This window comes from Chitinophagales bacterium (genome assembly GCA_041392475.1).
Taxonomy (GTDB): domain Bacteria; phylum Bacteroidota; class Bacteroidia; order Chitinophagales; family UBA2359; genus JAUHXA01.
This window is the reverse complement of record JAWKLZ010000001.1, coordinates 934,211-957,237: the sequence shown is the minus strand read 5'-3', so window position 1 is coordinate 957,237 and position 23,027 is coordinate 934,211. Positions and strand designations below refer to the sequence as shown.

Sequence of the window (23,027 nt, the reverse complement as noted above, 5' to 3'; positions counted from 1 at the left end):
CACTACTATTGGTTTCATAAATTAACTGCTTCAGATGAGAAATTTTATTTTACTATTCAGCCTATTTTGGATTACATTTTTCACTGCAAATGCTCAGAACACCCTAATTTCTGGCCCAATGCTGGGTTACTCCGAACACCGAGAAGTTTTGATTTGGTTAGAAGTCAGTTCTGAAGTCGAAGAAGTAAGTTTGACATATTGGAAAAGTGACGAACCGATCAAACAACAGTTGGTTAACTACAAAGGAGAATTGGGTAAAACCTTCAATCCTATCAAAATAGAAATTGTAGGACTGGACATGGATACCCAGTATGAATACGCTATTTTTCTGAACAAAGAGTTGCAAAATTTTAGTTATCCACTTCAATTTCACACCAAAAAACTGTGGGAATGGCGAGAAGACCCACCTAAATTTTCTTTTTTGATGGGTTCATGTGTCTATATCAATGATGAGCCTTACGACCGACCGGGTGAGCCGTATGGTAAGGGAACGGAAATCTTCAAACCGATGTCACAAGAAAATGCCGATTTCATGCTTTGGTTGGGTGATAATACCTATTTGAGAGAAGCAGATTGGAGTTCAGAATATGGCATACAATACCGTTTTCACCACACCCGTAAGCATCCCGACCTACAAGCTTTTTGGGCAAAAATGCCGCATTATGCAATATGGGATGACCACGATTTTGGTCCCAATGATTCCAACAAATCCTTTGAATTGAAGGAAATAACCTTGCAATCCTTCAAAGATTATTGGGGAAACCGCACCTATGGAGAAGCAGACAATGCTGGAATTTACAGCAAATTTACCTTTGCCGATTCTGAATTTTTCTTGCTTGATAATCGCTATCACCGTTCGCCCGAAGATTTGGCAAACGATAATCCTGAAAAAGATTATTTGGGGAACAAACAGATGGAATGGTTGAAAAACAGTCTTTTATCCTCATTGGCGACCTTCAAGTTTGTTGCAAGTGGTAATCAAATATTGAACCTCGCTAGCAAATCGGAATGTATGTTGCAGTATGAAAAAGAGCAAAAAGAATTGCTGGCTTTCATTACAGAACACAAAATTGAAGGAGTGATTTTTCTGACAGGCGATAGACATTTCACCGAAGTAATTGAAATCAAACCACAAGAAGGTTTTTATCCTTTGAGAGACATCACCTGTTCGCCCTTGACCGCAGGCACCTATAGTAGCGTGTTGCAATCGGATGAGGTCAAACATCCGACTGTTATCAAAGAAACGATTTTACCAGAGCACAATTACATCAAAATCAGCATTGAAGGAAAGCGAAAAAAACGTGAATTGACGATTCAAGCATTTGACAAAACGGGAAAAGAACGTTGGAAAAAAATGTTGAAAATGGAAGATTTGCAGTTGGAAAGCAAGTGATTAAATTAAGTAACGCATAAAAAATAAGCCTCCGATTTAGACTTTTGTAGTTTAATTTAAAGATTTACCAGAACGAAAAAAATCAACTTTCTATCAAACAGAAAACTACAAAAGTCTTTGTATCAATTGAAGAAGTTATTTTTTCGTTGTTGTTAAAGCAACAAATAGTTGAAGTTTTACCTAAAATGAACCCTGCTTTATGCAAAAAAATATCCCTATAAAATTTGTAATTCCTTTGTTGGTGTTGATTCCTCTTTTGAGCGTCATGTTCTTTGGAATAGGCAAAGAAATGGGTTACAAAAAAGGACATGAGGTGGGCATAGAAGAAGGTGAAGCCAATGGTTTTACTTTGGGGTATGACAATGCCATGTTGGATGCTCGTGAGTTGATTTACTTAGCACACAAAGGAGCCTTACATTTGTTGGTCGATGAAAATCAGCAGACCTATTTGCCCTATCAATATGTGGTCAATAAATTGCATCAAAAAAAATACAAAGCCCCCGTAGATAGTTTGGTGGACACGATGAACAGAACCATTTTGAAGAGCATCGTCAATTTTGAAAGTTTTTCGAAGCAAGAAAGCGATAGCATTGTAGCAGCTTATCAAACGATTCATAAAGAACTCGCCAAAAAGATAGAAAAAGACTTTACACCTCTGACCAACCTCCTCGAAAAAAACGTATCTACTCGCAAACTTGCCAGCCAATTTGTGCAAAGTATCAGTGGCTATACCTGCGATTTGGTAGCTTTGCTGAATCCACTTCAAAAGCGAAAATTGGCAAGCAGCTTGATTCAGGCGGGCAAAATTGTGGTGCGAAAAAACGAAATGCGTTTGGATACAGATACCGAAATTACGCCTAAATTGTTGGACGACATAGCCGATGATATTTGCAATATCATTGCCAAAAATTCCTTTGCCCTCGTTGCAGAACTCTTTGACGAATACGCAACAGTTGTGGACTTCAATGAAAGTTTGGTGGTGAGCAAACACCATCGAGAACTGGTCAAAAAACTATTGACCGTTGAAGATGAAGTGACTATCAATATCAAGGAAACCTTCAAGCGGGACGTTTTGGGTTTTGATGCCTTGGCTTTTGATGCCAATATTGATTTCAAAGTGAATGCAAAAGTGGGGGCAGGCATTGATTTGGATCAATACTTCAAAGCAAGTGTGATTCAAGAACAAGAAGATTCTGTTGTTCAAAATTACATTGTCATTACTGTTGCACCTCCCAAAGTATTGACCACCGATATTGACTTCAATGTGAAGAGTGTCAATGAGTTTTTTAGCAAAAGTTTGGAAGGAGATGAAATTACTGCATTGATCAAAGAAGGTAAAAAAATGGCGGTAGAAAAGGCTATTGGGGAAGGGATTTTGAAGCAAGCAGAAACAAGTACGCAATTGGTATTTGAGCAGTTGTATTTTCCTTTGTTGATGAATAACGACAAATATAAGTTGGTGGTGCGCTACAAAGAACCAAAAATTGGAGAAGAGGGAAATACCCCTGAAATTGGGAAATAATTTGCCTCTTAATTTTCATTGATTTCGTACCTTTGTGTTTTCTGTTAAGAAAACGATAAAGTAAATTTTATCTATTATATAAATAAAAATTATTCTCTTATGAAGGTTTCTGTGATTGGTGCAGGTAATGTTGGGGCTACAGTTGCCAACGTTGTCGCACATGGCAATTATGCAAAAGAAGTGGTTTTATTGGATATTAAAGAAGGGGTAGCTGAGGGTAAAGCTTTGGATATTTGGCAAACATCAGCCATCAATTCCTATAGTACTGCTACCGTTGGTGTGACAAATGACTATGCTGCAACAGCGGGTTCTGATGTAACTGTAATTACTTCAGGTGTACCTCGCAAGCCAGGGATGAGCCGTGACGATTTAATTGGAATCAACGCCAAAATCGTGAAAACAGTGACCGAAAATGTGGTGAAACATTCTCCGAATACCATCATCATTATTGTTGCAAATCCTTTGGATGTAATGAGTTACTGTTCTTACCTGACTTCAAAATTGCCTTCTAACAAGGTCTTTGGAATGGCAGGAATTTTGGACACCGCTCGTTATCGTGCATTTTTGGCTACCGAAATTGGTGTTTCTCCAAGAGATATTCAAGCAGTTTTGATGGGCGGACATGGTGATACCATGGTTCCATTACCTCGTTATACAACCGTTTCTGGTATTCCTGTTACCGAATTGGTAGGGGAAGAAAAATTGAATGCCATTATCGACAGAACAAAAAAAGGGGGTGGAGAATTGGTTCAATTGATGGGAACTTCTGCATGGTATGCGCCAGGTGCTGCTGCTGCTCAAATGGTAGAGACCATTGCTAAAGATGAAAAACGCATTTTCCCTTGTTGTGCTTGGTTGGATGGTGAATATGGAATGAAGGAAATTTACCTAGGTGTGCCTGTATTGTTGGGTAAAAACGGTATCGAAAAGATTCTCGAATTGGATCTAAACGAGGAAGAAATGGAAATGATGAATACTTCAGCAGGTCATGTTCGTGACGTGATGAAAGTATTGGACGATATGAAATTGTTCTAGATTAGATCTAAGACAAAAAATATTAGACGTAAGATAGACAAATTGATGTCTTTTTGCGTGGAATATTGAAAGTGAGTGCATTGTGTTTTTGAAGTAAAAATACAATGCACTTTTTTTGTTTAACTTCAACCGTTGACAAAGTTTTCGCTATTGACTCCAAACAACCTCAGCGTTCAAATTCCGTTCAACGTCAGTCGTGTATTCAATCTAAGTGGTGAGCCATCTTTTTCTTAGCAATTAAAATTCTTCAAATAACTTTGTAGCAGTGTGTTTGAGAAATTTTAATTTACTGCTAATGCAGTATAAACCAAATAAGTAGTAACTTGTTTTTTGCACAAAGAACTGGAAATTAATAGTTTTGAAAACCAATCACCAGGCATTAATTTAACAATCACTATTTACTCCCTAACTCCACCGATCGTTTAAAAGCCGCAAAAACACCCTCTTGAATCGCATCTCCCAATTTTCGTTCTTCAAAAACATTCACCGCAGCCTCTGTCGTTCCTCCTTTTGAAGAAACCCGTTTGATCCATTCTTGTGGCGAAATACTATTTTTGTTGTGAAGGTGAACTGCCCCCATAAAAGTCTGCCAAACCAACAATTCGGCGTGTGTTTCCGAAAAACCCAATTTCTCTGCCGCAGCAATCATGGACTTCATAAAGTAAAAAACATAGGCAGGTCCACTGCCTGAAATAGCTGTAGCCGCATCCAACATGGATTCTTCTTCAAAATAAATCGCTCTTCCAGTAGTACTTAAAAGATTCTGGACTTCAATCAGTTCCTTTCGGTTGACCTCCTCCCGAGCCGTAAAAGCCGTCATTCCCATGCCGACCTGAGCAGGTAAATTAGGCATTGCACGAATCACTTTCTTTACGCCCAAAGCTTCTTCAATGCTCGACATTTGAACTCCCGCCATAATGGAAAGTACCAGCTGTTCGGGATTTAAGTAAGGTCGAATGACAGGAAACAAATCAGCCGTATTTTGAGGTTTCACAGCCAAAACCAACAAATCTACATCGTGTATATAGTCACCCGCTTCGTCGTAGATAGTACCAATCTCGGCGGTGCGTAAAAATTGCAGTCGCTCCTCATTCTTTTCAAGTATCATCAAATCCTTTGGGCGGATAATGTGGGCAGCCAAAAAACTTTGAGCAAAGGTTGTACCCATGTTGCCACCGCCAATGATTAGAATTTTCATATTCTTCTACTGGTTTCATTAAAAATTCGGCAAAAATAAGGGTAAATATCAAAAGAATGGTCAAACACTTCAATAAGCACACAATTTTATTTAATTTACCTATCCAAATCCTTATGATTCACATAGGCACTTGAACACCTAAAACAAGCACATAGACCCCAAACACAACAACAACAAATGTCCGACTCTAAATTTTTGCAAATACTCAAACAAAAACTGACTGTTGGTAATCGGCGTTCGATACACCTGAATGTATTGCCAAGTCGTCAACTGAACCGTTTGGATTTGAAGGACATAGAAGTGCTGCAAGCCAATTTACCCCAAAAATTCATCGAAACCCTGCTCACCAAATCCAAATTCACTTTTCATTTGGAATACCGCAATGCCGAAAAACGCATCGAACAACTCGAAGAAGATGAAAGCAAAACATTGCTTCTACTCAACAAACGCTTGAACGCAATTACCTACGAAAACAACGATAATTTTTTAGAACATGGTGTGAAACCCTTTGCATTTGGTTATCCCATCCTATTGAAGCGAGATCGAAGCGACCCAAAGCGCATCATCAAAGCCCCAGTTTTGATTTGGTATTTAGACATCGAAAAATCGGCAACGCAGGCTTATAAGTGGACTATTCGCAGAGAAGAAGATTACCCCATTTTGGTCAATCAAATGCTCATTGCCCACATCGAAAAAGACGAAAATATTACGCTTCAAAACATTGCAGAAGAATTTTTGGACGACTCCAAAATTGATGAAAGCGAACTAGTTGACATTGCCAACCAAATATTGAAGCAGTTCAACGCCGAAGAAGAACATTTCAGTGCTATCGTCACACCTTGCCCAGGAAGTGATACGATAAAGCACATTGACTTAAAGAAACCCACCATTCGCTGGGCAGGAGTATTTGGGATTTTTAAAACACAAAAGCAGCCGATTATCAAAGATATAGATCAATTGATGCGACTGCAATCACCAGAACTGGTTGAACGAGAAAATCCTGATTTGCATACCGAAATTCGCAATCTTGAGAACTCTTTAGAGCAAAGCGATATACTATACGACAAATACAAAACAGCAGAAATCTCCTTTCAAAAATCGACATTTGTAGGAATAGCCACCGATCCTTCGCAGCAAGCAATCATCAATACACTTGCCAAGTCTCCCTTAAAAATTATCCAAGGACCACCCGGTACAGGCAAGAGTCAATCTCTAACGGCTCTTATCCTCAATGCTTTAGAAAACGGGGCGAAATGTTTGGTGGTTTGTGAAAAACGAACGGCTCTGGAGGTTATCCAAAATAATCTGCACCGCTTAGGGCTGCAAGATTTGACCATTATCATTGAAGACATCTCCAAAGACCGTACAAAAGTAGTGGACTCAGTGCGGGACCGCATTGACCGAAAAGCCGAGATGCCAACCTTTGAAGAGTTTCAGTACCAGCATGTTTTGGCGCAAGCACGAAAAGCCAAAGAAATCGTCAATGGCCATCACCATTTTTTGGGGCGTGAACGTTTGGGCGCATATAATTGGACAGATTTGGTAGGGCTGTTTTTGAAGCGAGTTGAGCAGGAAAACAAAATTGCAGCCTTAGATGAATTGTTGAATACGGCGAGTTTTGAGTTTGCCTACAACGAATATTTGAGTCTCTTAGAAGCGATTCAACAATCTCAACCACTCTTTGCCAATATTCCTCTTGAAAATCAGAAAAACAATCTTTTTTCCATCAATATTTGGACTGCTCTTCAATCTCATCCATTGCAGCGAATCAGCAAGCGACTGTATCAAAGTGAAAAACCAGCAGAAGCCCGTTTTTATGTCGAAAAACAGTTAAAGCGTTTTGTTCCCGAAATAGAAAGATTGCTTGCTGAACTTCAAAAAATAAGAAGAGAGTATATTCAAAAGCTTCAAAATCAATATGAAACAATCTTCCATTCTTTGAAGGGAAAGACGGATGCACTGCAAAACAGATTGCAGCAAAACCTTCAATTGTATAAGGACAACTTTGACCAAACAAGTGGAATGACACATTTTGGGGTGAAAGTATTGGCTGTTTTCAGTGGTAAGCACCAACAAATTCTGCAAGAACAAAAACAATGTATTGGAGATTACTTTGAAATTAAAAGTAAATGGAATGAGACCAAATATTTTGACCATACATTTACAGAAGTAGGAGAGGAAGAAGTATTTACCTTCAGTCAATTGAAGGAAAATGTCGCCATTTTTGTGGCTTCTTTAGAAACTTGGAAATCGGAGTTTCCGAAATGGATTGAAAACTATGCCGATGATTTGAGCGGCCAAAATATTCAGCCTCCTATCGAAATGGACGAATCACTAGCAATGGTACAAAGTCACTACCAAGAACATATTGAAGCTATCAATGAAGCCGATTTTTTGCAGGCACAAATCGTGGAAGGAGATGAGAGGTTGAAGTCGCAAATGATTAACCTTCAATGGCTGGTAAATCATTTATCAGAAATACAGCAAAACTTCAATGCTTATGTTTCTTTCGCTAAATGGCAATATTTTTACCTCAACTGTCATGCCTTGCAGCAATCGGTTTTGAAGGCGTTGATACAGATTCAGCCCAGTGATTGGCAAATCGCTTTTGAAGGCTGGTATTTTCATTGGACTTTGGCGAGAAATGAAAGCACCGAAACGCCGAAAGATGATCAGACTTTGAAAAGTCTGCGGGCATATATGAAAAGCATAGAAGAACTGCAAATTCCCAAGATACTACGGGCATGGCACCGTTACCAACATAAATCGGTGCGTAAATTCAATGATAGAGCTACGCATACAAGTGTGAAACGATTGTATAACAAACGTGGCTCGAAAGGAGAACGCCGAAATTCGCTTCGAAAAATCATCAATGCCGATTTTGACTTATTTACTGATTTTTTTCCAGTCACTTTGGTCAATCCAGTGGTTTGTAGTTCGATTATTCCATTGAAGCAGAACTTGTTTGACTTGGTGATTTTTGATGAAGCGAGTCAGTTGCGATTGGAAGATACTTTTGCTGCTTTGATGCGTGGACGGCACAAGGTGGTGTCGGGTGATACGCATCAGATGCCGCCAACGAGCTATTTTGCCAGTAGCAAAACGATGTTGATTGATTGGACAGAAGCAGATGAAGAAACGACTGATTTTGAGATGATTGATAGCGATGATACCGACCTCGCCGAAAAAGAATCACTTTTGGAGTATGCAGAAGATATGGGATATCAACGCTCTTTTTTGGATTTTCACTACCGCAGCCGACACCCCGATTTGATTGCATTTTCGAATGCTGCTTTTTATGGTTCTCGCTTGGTGCCGATGCCTGCTATGAAAGATTATCAAGCTATTGAACTAATTGAAGTAGATGGACTTTACGACAGAAATATTAACAAAGACGAGGCGGAGCGTGTACTGCAATTGTTGTTGGAAATAGTGGATGGTGGACGACAGACGGTGGACGACAAACGAGAAACAGAAACGGAGGAAATCATCAAAGTGCCTTCTGTGGGGGTGGCTACCTTCAATTTGCACCAACGGAACTATTTGTTGGAGTGTTTGCAGGAATTGAAGTTGGCAGATGAAGTAGCAGCTCGAAAAATTAATGCTTTAGAAGCAGCAGGTTTATTTGTGAAAAACTTGGAGAATGTGCAAGGTGATGAAAGGGATGTGATTATTATTTCGACCACTTTTGGTAGGAGAGAGGATGGACGTTTTCTGCAATTGTTTGGGCCAATTAATCAGGCGAAAGGATATAAGTTGCTGAATGTGATTGTGACTCGTGCCAAGCAAAAGGTGTATGTGGTGACATCTATTCCGTCTGAATTTTACAATCAATATGCTGTTCAGATAGCAGAAATAGGCAATACGGGACGTACTTCATTGTATGCCTATATCAGTTATGCAAAGGCTTTGACGATTGGAAACCAGGAATTGAAGCAGTCGATTTTGGAAACTTTGGCAGCGCATTGTCCTGAGCCAATATATAACCATTATTCGCATCAAGCAGCTTCTCCTTTTATTGAAGAGGTAGCAAGAAGATTGGCGAATTTTATTGCTACTGAACGTATTCAAACACACTATTGCTGTGGAGGTTTTGTAATAGATATTGCGGTTTTACCTGCTGAAAATGAACTCAATCAGACGATTTGGGCGATTGAATGTGACGGTAGTAAGGCTCACAAAAGTTCGGAGGCGTATATGCACGATTTGTACCGAGAAATTCAGTTGGAGCGTTTGGGTTTTCAGGTTTTGAGGATTTATTCGGCGAATTGGTGGATGGATGCGGAAGGGAGTTTGAGGAAGGTTGTTGATAGTTGTGTTTAAAATTAGCCCATTTTGATGGCCACAAAACCTATGCACCTCCAAGTCACAGCATTGCCATGAAAATCCATTGGTTCTTTTATGATGATTTCCTCTTGCCAATCCAAGATACTAAAACCGATTTGAGTCAATATTAGGGAAAGTTTTATTGGAGGGTAGTAGGTTTGCCAGTGGCTGGCTTTGTGAAAATTAAGTGGTGTAACGAGGACAAGTTTCCCGTTAGGCTTCAATACACGGTGCATTTCTTGCAGCCCTTTGCTTGGGTCATCCAATCTATCGAGCAAAAAACTATTCAAGACCAAATCCTGAGTGTTGCTTGCAAAAGGAAGGTTTTCGGCTTTTGCCAATCCCAATTGCAGGTTTTTCAGCTGATGTCCTTGTACGGTCAAAGGTTGAGTAAATCCCCTCCTTGTCAAATCCATCAAAATCTCCCTTCCTTCCATCCAAAATTCACTTGCACGCCTCAACATTTGGTAACTATAATCTATTCCCCAGCAGTTTGCATTTGGATAGCCTTGCGCCAAAGTTCCAATCCATCGCCCAACTCCACAGCCGAGTTCCAAAATATTGTTTTTGGATTTGGAATCAGTAGGATAATGATTTTCAGCGAAGTCAAAAATAGCCTGCATCGGGTAGCCCTTCCATACAGTATCTGCCAAATGAATCACTGACTGCTTCACCACCATCTCATCATACCTTTCATAAGGGTCTTTGTGGTACTCGGCTTTCGTTTTTTCATAAAAAAAGGGGATTCCTCTGCGGTGTAGTATTGGAGGTTTCATGTTTTCGTTTTTAGATTTTACTCTGATAAGTAAACAACTCAAAATACCTTCCTTTGCGTTCAATCAATTCATCGTGATTGCCTTGTTCTGCAATTTTTCCCTGTTCAATCACCAAAATCTGATTCGCTTGCCGAATCGTACTCAATCGGTGAGCAATCACAAAAGTTGTCCTGCCCTTCATCAACTGAGCCAAACTTTTCTGAATCAAAGACTCACTTTCAGTGTCCAAATTGGAGGTCGCTTCATCGAGAATTAAAATTCTGGGATTTGCCAAAACAGCTCTCGCAATCGCAATACGTTGCCTTTGTCCACCCGAAAGCTTTACCCCTCTTTCTCCAATCATGGTCTCCAAACCCTCCTCAAAACGGTCGGTAAATTCATTGACATAAGCCGCATTCACTGCCTCCAATAATTGCTGCTGCGTAGCATCAGGTCTTGGAAAAAGGATGTTTTCCCTTATCGTTCCTTCAAACAAAAAATCATCTTGCAGCACAACGCCCAGTTGTTTTCTAAATGAATCCAAACTCACCTTAGACAAGTCTTGTCCGTCAATTGTAATCATGCCTGCATCGGGATTGATAAAGGTCGCAATCAAACTGGCAATCGTTGATTTTCCAGAACCAGAAGAACCGACTAAAGCCGTTACCGAACCTTTTGGTGCATCAAGACTAATGTTGTGAATGACCTCTTTCCCCTCTTGATACGAAAATGATACATCTTTGAACTCAACATCGCCCCGAATATGCTCCATCTGAATCGTTCTGACCATCGGGTCGTCTTCTGGTTTCATATTCATGATTTCTTCAGTTCTATCCAAACCTGCAAAGGCTTCGGTTAATTGACTTCCAATATTGCTCATCTGAACAATCGGCGCAATCAAAAAACCCAGTAAAAGGGTAAACTCTAAAAAATCACCCGTTGTCAATGTACCTTCAATAATCATCGCTCCGCCTATTCCCATGATACCGACAGAAGCCAAACCCAGCAGAAAAGCTGAAGAACTCGTCATGAGTGCCGTTGCGGTCAAACTCTTCTTGACATTCTGAAATAAGCGGTCAACGCCTTCTTCAAAACTCACATTTTCTTGTGTTTCGGCATTGAAGCCCTTGATAACCCGCACCCCATTCAAGGATTCGGTTAATCGCCCCGTCACTTCCGCATTGATGACTCCTCTGTTTCTGAAAATCGGTCGGATATACCCAAACGCCTTCAAAGCAATGAAAGCGAAAATGACAACGGGAGTCAAAACGAATAGGGTCATTTTGGGACTGATGTTGATGAGTAGAAAAAGAGAGAGAACTGCCGTGAGTGAACCGCCAAACAATTGCACCAAGCCCGTTCCTACAAGGTTTCGGACACCTTCAACATCGGTCATGATTCGGGATACCAATGCCCCAGATTTGTTGTTGTCGAAATAAGAAATGGGCAACGCCAAAACCTGTTTCTGGACTTTTGCTCTTAATTTAGAAATCAAGAATTGGGCTTCTACGCTCAATATTCGGGTCAAAGCAAAGGAGGTGATTGCTTGAATGAGAATCGCTCCTGTTACCAGCATCACCAAGGTCATCAAAGCGTCCATGTCTTTATTCGGGATGATTTCGTCCAATAGCTCCTTACTCTTCAATGGCAACACCAAACTCGCCAATCGACTGATGACTATCAATATTAATCCTATGAAAACGATGCCTTTGCGGGGCCAAATAAATTCTTTGAATGCCTGACCTACGGTTACATTTTGTTTGTTCATGGTATTGTTTTGGTTGAAGGGACTAAGGTACAGGAAAACGAATCAAAACAACAAATAATTCAACCAACTCAAAATCCCAGGAATACATTGTGGATAATAAACGGTTGCTAAAAAAGTGATAACAATAGCAAAGGAAAGAAAGGTGAAGTCACTCATGCTGTATTCCAATATTTCGCCCGATTCATAGGCACATTCAAAGGTTTCTTCGTAAAATGCTCTGCACAATCGCAATACAATGGACATGCAGAGGTAGGCAGGAATGTAGTAGAACGCACCGTTGGAATTGGGAGGGACAAAGTAGAATGCCAATCCTGCACTAAAAACCGACCAGAGTAACCATAGATATATGCTGACGACTGCATATACGCCGAAACTAACATTGCGAATATTACTGGCAACTTTTTTGTGTACGGACATGAATTTTAAGAGGTTGATGTAGTACATTAACCACAAAATCGCCATACTACTGAAAAGAAGTATTATGATGAAGAGGATGTAATTCATTCTTGGTTTTTTACCTATTCCATTGATTCTATAAATGACTGGAAGGTAAAGAATGTTTAATCTCTCGGGGATAAATTTTCTTCGTCTTGTTCAATCACTCCATCCTTCAATCGTATAATTCGGTGAGCATACATCGCCATTTCTTCTTCGTGTGTGACCATGATGACCGTATTGCCATCTCGGTGAATTTTGTTGAGCATTTGCATGATTTCGACCGAAGTTTTGGAGTCGAGGTTTCCTGTCGGTTCATCGGCGAGGATAATGGAAGGGCGGTTGATAAGAGCACGAGCGATTGCTACTCTTTGGCGTTGACCACCTGATAGCTCATTGGGTTTGTGATGGTTGCGATCGCCAAGCCCTACGGCATCCAACATATCCGTAGCACGCTGTTCTCTTTCCTTTTTGGGTACTCCACCATAAATCAGGGGGATAGCTACATTTCCTAAGGCGGTCAATCGAGGCAATAAATTGAAGGTTTGAAAGACAAAACCAATTTCTTTATTGCGGACTTCGGCTAACTCGTTGTCGCTCATGTTGGCTAATTTAGTTTAAATTAAACCTTAATGTTAATAAAAAGTGGGAAAGTTTGTAACTATGTCTTTAAATTAATGATTCTTGCAAGATTTTGTAAACAGAAGAATTAAGTGAAATTTCAAACTCAAATACAACTAAGCATTGAAATTAATTTTGTTATAAGTTTATTTGATTTGTTTTAGATTTTTAAAATACTAGTAGTCCTAATTTTTGTTTACAAATCGATAGATCACGACATCAATTATTATACCTAAACCTTATTCTTCAAATAGAAATTTCTTAAATTTTCGATTATGACACTCTTAATATGGATATTCAGTTTATCTGTTTTGTTTCTTGGGCTTAATCATTTGCTTCGTGTGCTGCCTGCAAAAATTGCAGCTGCCTTTTTTATTATTGTATTTATATTGATAAACATATATACACACTATTATCCTACAAAGGAAGAGCTGACTTTTTTTATTATTTTAAAACTCTATTCTGTGTGTCTAGGTGTTGTTTATATTCAGTGGATGAGATTTACAGGAGAAAAATGGTATCCATTGGGGCAAAAAATAGGTTATTTTATCCTGTTTGTAAATATTTTGGAAGCTACTTTTTTTGACTTTATTGATGCCGATTACTTCAATGCACTATTAGGTGTTGCTTTGTTGGTGAGTCTAAAAGGGCCAAGTGCGGTAAGTGTTAATCAAAACTCAAGATACAGAGATGTAGAATATGACTTATCAATGGCCTGGGTATTTGCATATTGTTTATGGAACTTTGTATTTAACTACAATTTTAGAACAGGAGAAGGCATACCGTTGGCTTTTTTTCATTTAATACTGCCCTTGATTTTATCGCTTGCTAACCCCAAACTATTTATCCAACATAGAGCTTATTTTTTAGCATTTTCAGTTTTGTGGTTCGTTTCCTTACCTCACGAACCTCCATTTATATTTCAAACACCTGGAATATTTATTCCATGGCTTGCACATATTTTGACAGCAATAGGGTTTGGTTGTGTGGCAATAGATGTGATTGCGAGAAAAAATAAAAACAACTGACCGCTTAGAGTACATTCGCTTCATCTCTTTCTACAATTCCATCCTTCAATCGTATAATTCGGTGAGCATACATCGCCATTTCTTCTTCGTGTGTGACCATGATGACCGTATTGCCATCTCGGTGAATTTTGTTGAGCATTTGCATGATTTCGACCGAAGTTTTGGAGTCGAGGTTTCCTGTCGGTTCATCGGCGAGGATAATGGAAGGGCGGTTGATAAGAGCACGAGCGATTGCTACTCTTTGGCGTTGACCACCTGATAGCTCATTGGGTTTGTGATGGTTGCGATCGCCAAGCCCTACGGCATCCAACATATCCGTAGCACGCTGTTCTCTTTCCTTTTTGGGTACTCCACCATAAATCAGGGGGATAGCTACATTTCCTAAGGCGGTCAATCGAGGCAATAAATTGAAGGTTTGAAAGACAAAACCAATTTCTTTGTTGCGGACTTCGGCTAACTCGTTGTCGCTCATGTTGGCTACTTCTTGCCCATTCAACCAATAAGAACCACTTGTCGGAGTATCCAAACAGCCCAATATGTTCATTAATGTGGATTTTCCAGAGCCAGAAGGTCCCATAAGGGCAACGTATTCATTTTTGTAAATATCTAAGCTTAAACCGTTTAGAGCTTTTACCAATGTCTTACCCATACGGTAGTGTTTGGTGACATTGGTTATTTGAATGATTTTTTCCATTGAGGGTTCTATCTTTGTGAGCAAAGTTAGTTTTTTCAGTTCAATAACAAGAATAATAATGTCAGAGTTCCAGACAGTGAATCCTTCAAAAAAAACTGTAAAACGCCTTGTTTTTACGGTAGTTAATGATTTGAATTACGATCAACGAATGCAGCGCATTTGTGGTTCGTTGGCAGAGGCGGGTTATGATGTAACTTTGATTGGTCGGGCGATGAATAATTCTAAACCATTGAAGAATAGGGTTTTTTCCCAGGTGAGAATGAAATTGTTGTTTCAACGTGGAAAATTGTTTTACTTAGAATACAACCTCCGTTTGTTGTGGCATTTTTTGTGGAATAGATATGATGTTTTTGGGGCCTGTGATTTGGATACGGTGATGCCTCATTTTTTGGCGGGTAAATTGAAGGGCAAGCCGATGGTATATGATGCACATGAATATTTTCCCGAACTTCCCGAAGTTGTGCATCGTCCGTTTACACGTTGGGTTTGGAAAACGGTAGAAAAGATTGTTGTTCCTCGTACAAAATACGCCTATACGATTAATCAATCCTACGCTGATTTTTTCAAAAAAGAATATGGAACGGATTTTCAAATTATTCGCAATGCAGCCGTTTTGAGGAAAGAAGATATGGACTTAAATGGCTCAAAAGTATATGATAAACAGATTTTTGAGGAAGAGTATATCTTGTATCAAGGAGCTGTGAATATGGGGAGAGGCGTTGAAGAAATGATTCAAGCAATGCCTTTTATTGAAGGCTGCAAACTGTATGTGTGTGGTAAAGGGGATGTTTTTGAAGATTGTATAAACTTGGTTAAACAGTTAGATTTGCAGAACAAAGTAAAATTCTTTGGATTTGTTCCACCTGAATTATTACGGCATTTTACCCTAAACGCCAAGCTGGGTTTTACCTTCTTTACGAATGATGGAATGAGTTATTATTATTCACTTGCCAATCGTTTTTTTGATTATTTTCATGGAGGTGTACCGCAGTTATGCGTCAATTTCCCTGAGTATCGGCGTATCAATGAGCAGTTTGAAGTGGCAGTTTTGTTGGAGAATTTGAAGGCGGAAACGATTGCAGAAGCGACCAATCAATTGTTGCAGAATCAGGATTTGTACCAAAAGTTGCAAGAAAATTGTTTGGCTGCTCGTGAACACATCAATTGGCAAGCAGAGGAGAAGAAGTTATTGGGGTTTTACAGTGCCATTAAATGAGGAGTCGAAGATTTTAGAGAAATGAGACTTCGGTAGTTTATGCTTTGAAAGGATTACATAGTCATTTCATTGGGAATCATTTTTTTTATGAAACGAAACTACCGAAGTCTTTTTATTCAAATTTATACTTTGAAAAATCAGTCAATAGTCACTAATATGCTAATCACTGTATTAATGTGTTTTATATGAACTAAACATTTTTTCTAAAATATTCATTTTCATAGAGGTAGGCATAAACTTAGCAATCTTAGAAAGCGTCTGGTTGATACCTCCTGGAATAATGACTGCTTTTTTATCAAACATTTTTTGCAAGGCAATATCTGCAACTTCATCGGGCATCATAACCACCATTTTCGCACGCCATCCCATTGCTTTGATTCGTTTTAGGCCATCTTCATTGGTCAATACCGAACCAGGACACAACACACTGACACTTACATTGTGAGGGCGTAATTCTTCTCGCAATGCCAATGAAAAGGAATAAATAAAACCTTTGGTTGCGGTGTAAACAGACTTGTAGGGGAGGGGCAACATGGCTTCCATGCTACTGGTATTGAGTATATAAGACTGTTTGTGTTTTTTGAGTTCGGGTAGAAAGTAATGCGTCAAACCGATAATGGTTCGTGTATTGAGACTCATCATGGAATTGTAGCGGTCCAAATCTATGTTTTCAAATAATCCGCCGAGTCCAAAACCTGCATTGTTAATCAAGATATTGACATCTAATTTATTGTCAATGCAAAAATTAAATAATTTTTTGGGAGAATCTTCCTTTGTTAAATCAATACCATAAGAAATAGCTTTGATTTGGTAGGTTTGTTCTAGTTCTTTTGCCAAATTTTCTAAGGATTGGTCGGGAAGAGCCACTAAAATCAGATGATGCCCCAACTTGGCGAGGTGATGTGCCATCGAACGACCAATGCCCATACTTGAACCTGTAAGCAGAGCGTAGGGTTTGGTGTTGTCAAAAGTTCTAATAGGTAATTTTAATCCTTGGTCTTTCAGAGAAATAGAAGGTTTTTTTTCTAATGTATCCTTAGCAGTTGTTATCATTTAATTGCGTAATTTTTATTTAAAGTACAAATGTAATCACAAAAAACACTATTTTTGAAAAGTGATAATATTAAAATTGTTAAATTATGTTAGCTAAATTATTACTAACAGTCACTTCAACTGAAGATGAACTTCAACAAATTTTGTTGCTTCAAAAAGAAAATTTAGAACAACAGGTAGGTTTTACAGAGGCTAAAGAGCAGGGTTTTGTAACTGTTGTCCACAATATGCAATTATTGAGGGAGATGAATGAAGTGGAGCCAAGTGTCATTGCAAAGTATAACGAAAAAGTCGTGGGTTATTGTCTTTCTATGCCTCGGATTTTTAAAACAAAAATTGAGGTCCTAACACCTATGTTTGAAAAGATAGATGCGCTTTCATTTGAAGGAAGGTCATTAAACGATTGTAATTATTTGGTAATGGGTCAAGTGTGTATTAATAAAAATTATCGAGGGATGGGGATTTTTGATCAAATGTATGAATTTATGCAGGCGAAACTATCACAAAAATATGACTATTTGATTACAGAAGTTGCTAGTCGAAACACCCGTTCGATGCGAGCGCATACCAGAGTAGGATTTGAAAATTTATTGACCTTTGCAGACCAAACAGATCATTGGGAATTGGTAATCTGGAATTGGGGAGAAAAATTTAAAAATCAAAAGTAGGAATATCAGTTAAGCTAACAGAGGTATCCATCATTCTTTTTTTGAGGGTATTTCTGGCTCGTTGTAAGCGCATTTTTACAGCACTATTTTTTAGATTCAATCTTTCGCCGATTTCTTCAATGCCTAAGTTCTCAAAATATTTCATAATCAATATTTCACGTCTTTCTTCATCTACTTCTTCCAATGATTTGATAATCAATTCAAGCTGCATTTCACGAGATTTTTTTGCCTCCATATACTCTTTAGTGTCATCGGCCTTTAGGTAGTGATACTTCAATGAGTCTTCCCCGAGGTCGTAGCGTTGGAAGCGCATGAAGTCCAGACAATGATTTAGTGTGATACGGTGTAGCCAAGTTGCAAAACTCGATGCCCCTTTGAAGTTAAATATATGCGTGCTTATTTTTAACCATATATCTTGAGTGAGATCTTCCGCATCTTTATCGTTTTTGACCATGCTCACGCATTTACCATATACTTTTTTGTAAAAACGTTTGTAAAGGATATTCAGGAAATTGATATTGCCTGTTACTTGAATCAGGCTTACAATTTCTTCATTGCTGAGATGTTGATATTTGGTGAAAACCATGAAAAAAAATTGAATTGAGTATTAACAAATAGGTATATAAAAATGTAGCAAAATAGAAATATTGGTTTGAGCGATGGGCTTCGAAAAATAACATTCTTAACTAAGTTTTAGACTTTGGACGAAATATTAAAGACATAAGACAAAAAGTTTTAAATCATTGACAGCAAAGGAATTAAGTGAAATTGCATTGAAAATGCAATTTGCTCATAACCAAATATTTACTTCCTTTGTCTTTCTACTTATGTCTTTCGTCCAAAGTCCAAAACTAAGTAACGGTCAAAAAATAAGTTGTGTATTTGAAATTTCCAACAATCTGATTTAGAAGTGGTTTTTTCATTTTAATTCTTATTCGTTACTAAGTCTTTTTTTTAAGGAATGCTTCAAAAATAACCATACAAAATCAATCTCATAAAAGACTGATTTTGAAGTTTCGATTTCGTTTTCGATTTTCATTGGTTCCTAAGTCTTACTAAGGTCAATATAGTATGGCATTTTTGCAAACTTTTTTTTAGTCAAACGCCTTTTTTTCCATTACGCCTATACCAAAAAGTGCAAAGTCGTATTTTACAGGATCATCTGAATCAAATTGTTTCAGTGCAGTTGTTAGTTCTAAAACTGTTTGCCAGTCTCTTTGTTGTCTATGAATCAATCCTAGTTTTCTACCAACTCTGTCAACATGAACATCTAAAGGACATAACAACTGCGAAGGACGTATTTGATTCCACAATCCCAAATCAACTCCGTTATTGTCGTTGCGAACCATCCATCGCAAAAACATATTGAGCCTTTTACAAGCTGATTTTCGATTGGGTGTAGCAACGTGTTTTCGGGTGCGTTCTGGAAAATTGGGCAATGAAAAAAATAAATCGTGAAAACCTTTCAATCCGTTGCCAACATGTTCATCTCTTGGCTCAATGAATCGTGAAAAAGCGTTTTCTAAGGAATCATGATTTTGGTAATAATTTTTGAAAAATTCAATAAAATAAAGTGTATCAGTTGAATTAAAGGTACGATGTTTGAAGTTTTGGAAGCGTTTGAGGTCATTTTCTTGGTGATTGCAAATGAAATCGTACGGCGCACCATCCATCAAATCAAGAAGTTCGTGGCACTTATTAATGATAGTTTTTCGCAAACCCCAAGCCAATATTGCTGCCCAGAATCCCATTATTTCTATATCTTGAAGTTTACTTAGTTGATGAGGAATAGAAATAGGGTCGTCTTGGATAAAATCGGCTCGATTGTAAAGGATTACTTTTGATTCAAGTAATTGAAAAAGTGCTGCTTGGTTCATGGCATTATAAGGGTGATGAAAAAACGAAAGGTTGACATTGACTGACAGCAAATGTAATCGTTTACTTGAGTTTTCTTTGAAGGTGCATCAAAATATTATTTTTGTCAAAATTAATTAATCTTATGAAATCAATCTCTATTGCCCAAATTACAGATTTACACATTGCTAATGAAGGAGAAAAGCCCAATGGAATAGATGTTCGATCTAATTTTTTGAAGATATTGGAAAAGGTGAAACAAGCATCAGTGGATTATATAGTTGTTTCGGGCGATTTTTGTTTGCACATAGGTGTTTTAGAAATCTATGAATGGATAAAATTGCAGTTGGATGCAGTTGGAATTCCTTATTTCGTGATGTCTGGTAACCACGATAACCCTGCAATGTTGGCTTCTGTTTTTGAAGTAGAGGATTTTCTGCAAAAAGACGAATTGTTTTATAGCCATGAAATTGAATCTTTTGGGAAATTAATTTTTTTAGACAGTACAAATGGTTTGGTTTCTTCTCAGCAATTGTCTTTTTTGATTTCCTGCTGCAAAAATGAAAATAAATCGAACCTATTATTTATTCACCATCCACCTATTTTGGCTGATGTTCTGCACATGGACAAGAACTATTCACTGCAAAATATTGAAGAAGTGCATTCTGCCATTGAAGCGTGTATGTCTAAACCACAAGCTATTTTTTGTGGTCACTACCATTGCAGTCGAGCAATCACTTTGCCATTTCTGAATACAACAGTTTTTATTACTCCATCATCTTCTTATTTTCAATTAAACCCTGATGCAGTTAACTTTGAAATTGAAAGTAAAATTCCAGCATGGCGAAATATTATATGGGATGGTAAAACAGTGAAAACGAGCATCAAATTGGAGAGTTGTAATGAATAGTTACCACCTTTTAGGATTTAGCTCCAATTCTTTGATTTTTTCATATAACCAAGAAGATCCATCAAAATTGGGGGTCTGATCTATTTCTTCTTTGAGGTCTTCAATGGTTTTTTTGCTGCCCATTTTGATGCGAACCAGTTTTTTGACAAATTTAAAGAAGTTTAAATAGTTGTTTTTATTACCTTTTGATATTTGTTTGTTTCTGCGAATGTAGGCTCTGATGGTATCAATGAGATTGAACAATGGTATGACTTCCTCCAATTCGTAGTAACAACGCATGAGCAAAACTTTGGTATCTATGTGGTAGTAGGGGTCGGTAAATTCTACATTGTGAAGGAGTCGAATGGCGCTGTCATAATCTTTTTGATAAAATCTAAGGTAAGCCAAATTGTAGGTAAAAGCATTTTCACGCACACTTGGTTTGAGATATTTTTTGTAATCGAAGATAAATTTTTCTACAAAATCGTTTTTGCCAAATACCAAACCTACTGATACAATGTTTTTGAAATCCCACTGTGAAATCTGTCCATCAAAGAGTAATACATTGTTTTCTAATAATATTTCATGGAGCTCAAAAGATTTTCGCAAATATTCTCTATCTCCTCCCATATATCGGCGATAGCAATAGTTTCTTGCAAAAATATACATATCCTGCAATTCGGAATGTTCAAAATGTTCGGCATATTGCTCCAAGAGTAGAATCAATTGGTCGTAATGCTGAATGGTTTCTCGCTCCAAAAGTGTCAATAATATCTGATGGTAAATCGCAATAACAGGTTCTTGGTGTAAATGGTCTTCTGCTTCAAATTTTTGCCTGATTTCATTGAGTAACAAAGGAGTATCGAAGTCGAGTGAAAGGATGTTTTGAGCATTATAGAGCTCACTGCTGTATTTGAGTTTGTTGGCAATATAGAAAATGTCGAGGTTGTCCAATATGCCTTTTATATCTGTACCATTTGGGCGATTGGAGAGTGAAGAGTGAAAAATAAATTTGGCTTCATCTATTTGGTAAGCATTTAAGTAGTGCTTGATGTTTTTTATAGCATTGTTATCTAATTGATTTTGATAATTTTGAAGAGTGGTTTGAAAATATTTTTCTAACTTTCGCTGGGTATATATTTCCAACAATGAATGGGCGCAACTGTGTTGATTTTGAGTAAAATGTTCATGAATCAAAAAGCCTTCCATCAGTTTGGTCAAATCACTCATGAGATACCGAAGTTTTTGCTCCTCATATTTCGATTTACCAAATAGTTTCCTGAAAACCTTTTCTCGCTGCAATCCTATACCTTCATAATCAGGATGGTATTTTTTGAGTAGCAAAAACAAATCAATCACTGCTTGATTTTTGTTGAAGAAAGGGGAAGCAATGTATTCTCCAAGCTTTTTCAGCTCTTTGTTTGTAAATGTTTTTAAGATTGAGATAGGTTTGCTTTTATACATAATGGTGCAATTATTCAAAAAAAAGTGTTGATACGCAACTTATTCACGAAAAAATACCGTCTAAAGATAGAAATTATTCTGATGAAAAGGGATATAGAACCCCTATAACAGCATGATTTTTCAAAAGTTAATCATTTGATAGACAATAATTTACTATATTAGTCGTTGTAAAATTAGCAGAAAAATCACTGATAAAGTATAAAAATTGTACTCGTTTTTGTATTCTTTTTTTGCTTTTTTTGTGGTGACACTGCTTGAAAACATCATCTATTTACATCAAACCAGAGGAGTTATGACAAAAAGACTTTTACAATTTATTTTTTTTATGAGCTTGTCGTTAGTATTTGCCACAGCAATTCAAGCTCAAAAGTTTCAAAATAAAGGCGATTTAAAGCCAGTTATTGAAAACATTTTTATTTGGCACGCTACACATACCGAAGCCAACATTGACAGAAGTAGCAATACTGCAATGGGAGTCGGCATTTTCAATGATAATTCAGTATCTGGAACAGAAACTTCAAATAGTTCGGACACAAATATTGGTGGTGATAACAACACAAACAGCAATGTTGAGAATGATGATGTAACAACTGATGACAGTGGGGAGGTGATTCAAACCGATGAGGAGAATGACAATAGCACCATCTCTATCAATCCATCAGGTTTGCTAACCGAAAACAACAGCATTCCTTCAAGAGGAGGAAACAACGAGGGAGGTATTACACCACCTAATAATACTGGCAACAACAATTCCCATCCTATAGATGGTGATAGGCAAGGCAATATTCTTGAGGAAATATTGAATTATCCGAACCCTGCAAGTGAAGAAATCAATATTATGGTTCCGTTGATGGATGAATTGGTTAGAATACGCCTAATCAACCTTAGTGGACAACCTGTGATAGACCAAAAGGCTTATAGCAATAGTCGAGTGGTGTTGGATACCTACCATTTACCAGAAGGTGTTTACTTGTTGGAGTTTACAGGAAGTGGTAAACAGCTTTTCAGAAGAACATATATCAAAAAATAAAACAATTATTTTTTAGCATTTATTTGTCAACCGATCCCCTCTAAGCCATCTCGAATTTCGGGGTGGCTTTTCTTGTTT

At 37.9% G+C, this 23,027-nt stretch carries 19 protein-coding genes; 9 read left to right on the top strand and 10 right to left on the bottom strand.

What is annotated here, in order from left to right; all coding sequences use genetic code 11:
• Positions 1-34 precede the first annotated feature (34 nt).
• The 3 genes from R3E32_03605 (at position 35) to mdh (ending at position 3,950) form a co-directional block, all read left to right on the top strand.
• Entirely contained in the window at positions 35-1,393 is a 1,359-nt protein-coding gene (locus R3E32_03605) for an alkaline phosphatase D family protein (GenBank protein MEZ4883801.1), read from the top strand.
• Between the two features lie 199 nt (positions 1,394-1,592).
• Positions 1,593-2,915 (top strand): DUF4230 domain-containing protein, encoded by a 1,323-nt coding sequence (locus tag R3E32_03600; GenBank protein ID MEZ4883800.1) that lies wholly within the window; start codon positions 1,593-1,595, stop codon positions 2,913-2,915.
• A gap of 99 nt (positions 2,916-3,014) precedes the next feature.
• Positions 3,015-3,950: a malate dehydrogenase gene (gene mdh, locus R3E32_03595; GenBank protein ID MEZ4883799.1), complete on the top strand. Its 936-nt coding sequence runs from the start codon at positions 3,015-3,017 to the stop codon at positions 3,948-3,950.
• Between the two features lie 394 nt (positions 3,951-4,344).
• Here mdh and proC read toward each other — a convergent pair whose 3' ends face one another.
• The gene (gene proC / locus R3E32_03590; GenBank protein ID MEZ4883798.1) at positions 4,345-5,148 is read right to left on the bottom strand and encodes a pyrroline-5-carboxylate reductase; all 804 of its coding nucleotides are present in this window, start codon (positions 5,146-5,148) and stop codon (positions 4,345-4,347) included.
• A gap of 177 nt (positions 5,149-5,325) precedes the next feature.
• Between proC and R3E32_03585 the strand changes: the two genes are divergently transcribed.
• A complete protein-coding gene (locus R3E32_03585; GenBank protein MEZ4883797.1) occupies positions 5,326-9,471 on the top strand; it encodes an AAA domain-containing protein in 4,146 nt (1,381 codons plus the stop codon).
• 2 nt (positions 9,472-9,473) lie between these two features.
• Here the strand turns inward: R3E32_03585 and R3E32_03580 are convergent, their stop codons facing one another.
• From R3E32_03580 to R3E32_03565, 4 genes are read right to left on the bottom strand one after another with little or no spacing between them, the layout of a single operon-like run.
• Positions 9,474-10,250: a methyltransferase domain-containing protein gene (locus R3E32_03580; protein ID MEZ4883796.1), complete on the bottom strand. Its 777-nt coding sequence runs from the start codon at positions 10,248-10,250 to the stop codon at positions 9,474-9,476.
• Positions 10,251-10,260: 10 nt separating this feature from the next.
• Positions 10,261-11,997, bottom strand: coding sequence for an ABC transporter ATP-binding protein (locus R3E32_03575; protein ID MEZ4883795.1), 1,737 nt, complete (start codon positions 11,995-11,997; stop codon positions 10,261-10,263).
• Between the two features lie 42 nt (positions 11,998-12,039).
• Positions 12,040-12,501: a hypothetical protein gene (locus tag R3E32_03570; protein MEZ4883794.1), complete on the bottom strand. Its 462-nt coding sequence runs from the start codon at positions 12,499-12,501 to the stop codon at positions 12,040-12,042.
• Positions 12,502-12,557: 56 nt separating this feature from the next.
• Entirely contained in the window at positions 12,558-13,034 is a 477-nt protein-coding gene (locus tag R3E32_03565) for an ABC transporter ATP-binding protein (GenBank protein MEZ4883793.1), read from the bottom strand.
• A 294-nt stretch (positions 13,035-13,328) separates the two neighbouring features.
• Between R3E32_03565 and R3E32_03560 the strand changes: the two genes are divergently transcribed.
• Entirely contained in the window at positions 13,329-14,081 is a 753-nt protein-coding gene (locus R3E32_03560; protein ID MEZ4883792.1) for a hypothetical protein, read from the top strand.
• Positions 14,082-14,085: 4 nt separating this feature from the next.
• Here R3E32_03560 and R3E32_03555 read toward each other — a convergent pair whose 3' ends face one another.
• Positions 14,086-14,775, bottom strand: a complete 690-nt coding sequence (locus tag R3E32_03555; protein ID MEZ4883791.1) for an ABC transporter ATP-binding protein — start codon at positions 14,773-14,775, stop codon at positions 14,086-14,088.
• Positions 14,776-14,833: 58 nt separating this feature from the next.
• Here R3E32_03555 and R3E32_03550 point away from each other — a divergent pair, with 58 nt between their 5' ends.
• On the top strand, positions 14,834-15,991 hold the full coding sequence (locus R3E32_03550) for a glycosyltransferase (GenBank protein MEZ4883790.1): 1,158 nt from the start codon (positions 14,834-14,836) through the stop codon (positions 15,989-15,991).
• A 171-nt stretch (positions 15,992-16,162) separates the two neighbouring features.
• Here the strand turns inward: R3E32_03550 and R3E32_03545 are convergent, their stop codons facing one another.
• Complete coding sequence (locus tag R3E32_03545) at positions 16,163-17,044, bottom strand: SDR family NAD(P)-dependent oxidoreductase (protein MEZ4883789.1); 882 nt, start codon at positions 17,042-17,044, stop codon at positions 16,163-16,165.
• A gap of 86 nt (positions 17,045-17,130) precedes the next feature.
• On the opposite strand from R3E32_03545, the gene R3E32_03540 reads away from it, so the two are divergent.
• Positions 17,131-17,712, top strand: coding sequence for a GNAT family N-acetyltransferase (locus tag R3E32_03540; protein ID MEZ4883788.1), 582 nt, complete (start codon positions 17,131-17,133; stop codon positions 17,710-17,712).
• Here the strand turns inward: R3E32_03540 and R3E32_03535 are convergent.
• Together R3E32_03535 and R3E32_03530 are read right to left on the bottom strand one after the other, a co-directional pair.
• A complete protein-coding gene (locus R3E32_03535; GenBank protein MEZ4883787.1) occupies positions 17,696-18,298 on the bottom strand; it encodes an RNA polymerase sigma factor in 603 nt (200 codons plus the stop codon). The two genes, R3E32_03540 and R3E32_03535, sit on opposite strands and share 17 nt — an antisense overlap.
• A gap of 508 nt (positions 18,299-18,806) precedes the next feature.
• The gene (locus tag R3E32_03530; GenBank protein MEZ4883786.1) at positions 18,807-19,589 is read right to left on the bottom strand and encodes a TIGR02757 family protein; all 783 of its coding nucleotides are present in this window, start codon (positions 19,587-19,589) and stop codon (positions 18,807-18,809) included.
• Positions 19,590-19,711: 122 nt separating this feature from the next.
• Between R3E32_03530 and R3E32_03525 the strand changes: the two genes are divergently transcribed.
• Positions 19,712-20,476, top strand: coding sequence for a metallophosphoesterase (locus R3E32_03525; GenBank protein ID MEZ4883785.1), 765 nt, complete (start codon positions 19,712-19,714; stop codon positions 20,474-20,476).
• On the opposite strand, the gene R3E32_03520 is transcribed toward R3E32_03525, so the two are convergent.
• A complete protein-coding gene (locus R3E32_03520; protein ID MEZ4883784.1) occupies positions 20,477-21,919 on the bottom strand; it encodes a hypothetical protein in 1,443 nt (480 codons plus the stop codon).
• A 325-nt stretch (positions 21,920-22,244) separates the two neighbouring features.
• On the opposite strand from R3E32_03520, the gene R3E32_03515 reads away from it, so the two are divergent.
• Positions 22,245-22,949, top strand: a complete 705-nt coding sequence (locus R3E32_03515) for a T9SS type A sorting domain-containing protein (protein MEZ4883783.1) — start codon at positions 22,245-22,247, stop codon at positions 22,947-22,949.
• The last annotated feature ends 78 nt before the right edge of the window (positions 22,950-23,027 follow it).

Excerpts from the sequence above, each read along its gene's own strand:
- R3E32_03550 (MEZ4883790.1), top strand. The coding sequence starts at position 14,834 with ATGTCAGAGTTCCAGACAGTGAATCCTTCAAAAAAAACTGTAAAACGC.
- R3E32_03520 (MEZ4883784.1), bottom strand. The coding sequence starts at position 21,919 with ATGTATAAAAGCAAACCTATCTCAATCTTAAAAACATTTACAAACAAA.
- R3E32_03575 (MEZ4883795.1), bottom strand. The coding sequence starts at position 11,997 with ATGAACAAACAAAATGTAACCGTAGGTCAGGCATTCAAAGAATTTATT.
- R3E32_03605 (MEZ4883801.1), top strand. The coding sequence starts at position 35 with ATGAGAAATTTTATTTTACTATTCAGCCTATTTTGGATTACATTTTTC.
- R3E32_03530 (MEZ4883786.1), bottom strand. The coding sequence starts at position 19,589 with ATGAACCAAGCAGCACTTTTTCAATTACTTGAATCAAAAGTAATCCTT.
- R3E32_03555 (MEZ4883791.1), bottom strand. The coding sequence starts at position 14,775 with ATGGAAAAAATCATTCAAATAACCAATGTCACCAAACACTACCGTATG.
- R3E32_03600 (MEZ4883800.1), top strand. The coding sequence starts at position 1,593 with ATGCAAAAAAATATCCCTATAAAATTTGTAATTCCTTTGTTGGTGTTG.
- R3E32_03515 (MEZ4883783.1), top strand. The coding sequence starts at position 22,245 with ATGAGCTTGTCGTTAGTATTTGCCACAGCAATTCAAGCTCAAAAGTTT.
- R3E32_03540 (MEZ4883788.1), top strand. The coding sequence starts at position 17,131 with ATGTTAGCTAAATTATTACTAACAGTCACTTCAACTGAAGATGAACTT.
- proC (MEZ4883798.1), bottom strand. The coding sequence starts at position 5,148 with ATGAAAATTCTAATCATTGGCGGTGGCAACATGGGTACAACCTTTGCT.
- R3E32_03525 (MEZ4883785.1), top strand. The coding sequence starts at position 19,712 with ATGAAATCAATCTCTATTGCCCAAATTACAGATTTACACATTGCTAAT.
- R3E32_03535 (MEZ4883787.1), bottom strand. The coding sequence starts at position 18,298 with ATGGTTTTCACCAAATATCAACATCTCAGCAATGAAGAAATTGTAAGC.
- R3E32_03570 (MEZ4883794.1), bottom strand. The coding sequence starts at position 12,501 with ATGAATTACATCCTCTTCATCATAATACTTCTTTTCAGTAGTATGGCG.
- R3E32_03580 (MEZ4883796.1), bottom strand. The coding sequence starts at position 10,250 with ATGAAACCTCCAATACTACACCGCAGAGGAATCCCCTTTTTTTATGAA.
- R3E32_03585 (MEZ4883797.1), top strand. The coding sequence starts at position 5,326 with ATGTCCGACTCTAAATTTTTGCAAATACTCAAACAAAAACTGACTGTT.
- mdh (MEZ4883799.1), top strand. The coding sequence starts at position 3,015 with ATGAAGGTTTCTGTGATTGGTGCAGGTAATGTTGGGGCTACAGTTGCC.
- R3E32_03565 (MEZ4883793.1), bottom strand. The coding sequence starts at position 13,034 with ATGAGCGACAACGAGTTAGCCGAAGTCCGCAATAAAGAAATTGGTTTT.
- R3E32_03545 (MEZ4883789.1), bottom strand. The coding sequence starts at position 17,044 with ATGATAACAACTGCTAAGGATACATTAGAAAAAAAACCTTCTATTTCT.
- R3E32_03560 (MEZ4883792.1), top strand. The coding sequence starts at position 13,329 with ATGACACTCTTAATATGGATATTCAGTTTATCTGTTTTGTTTCTTGGG.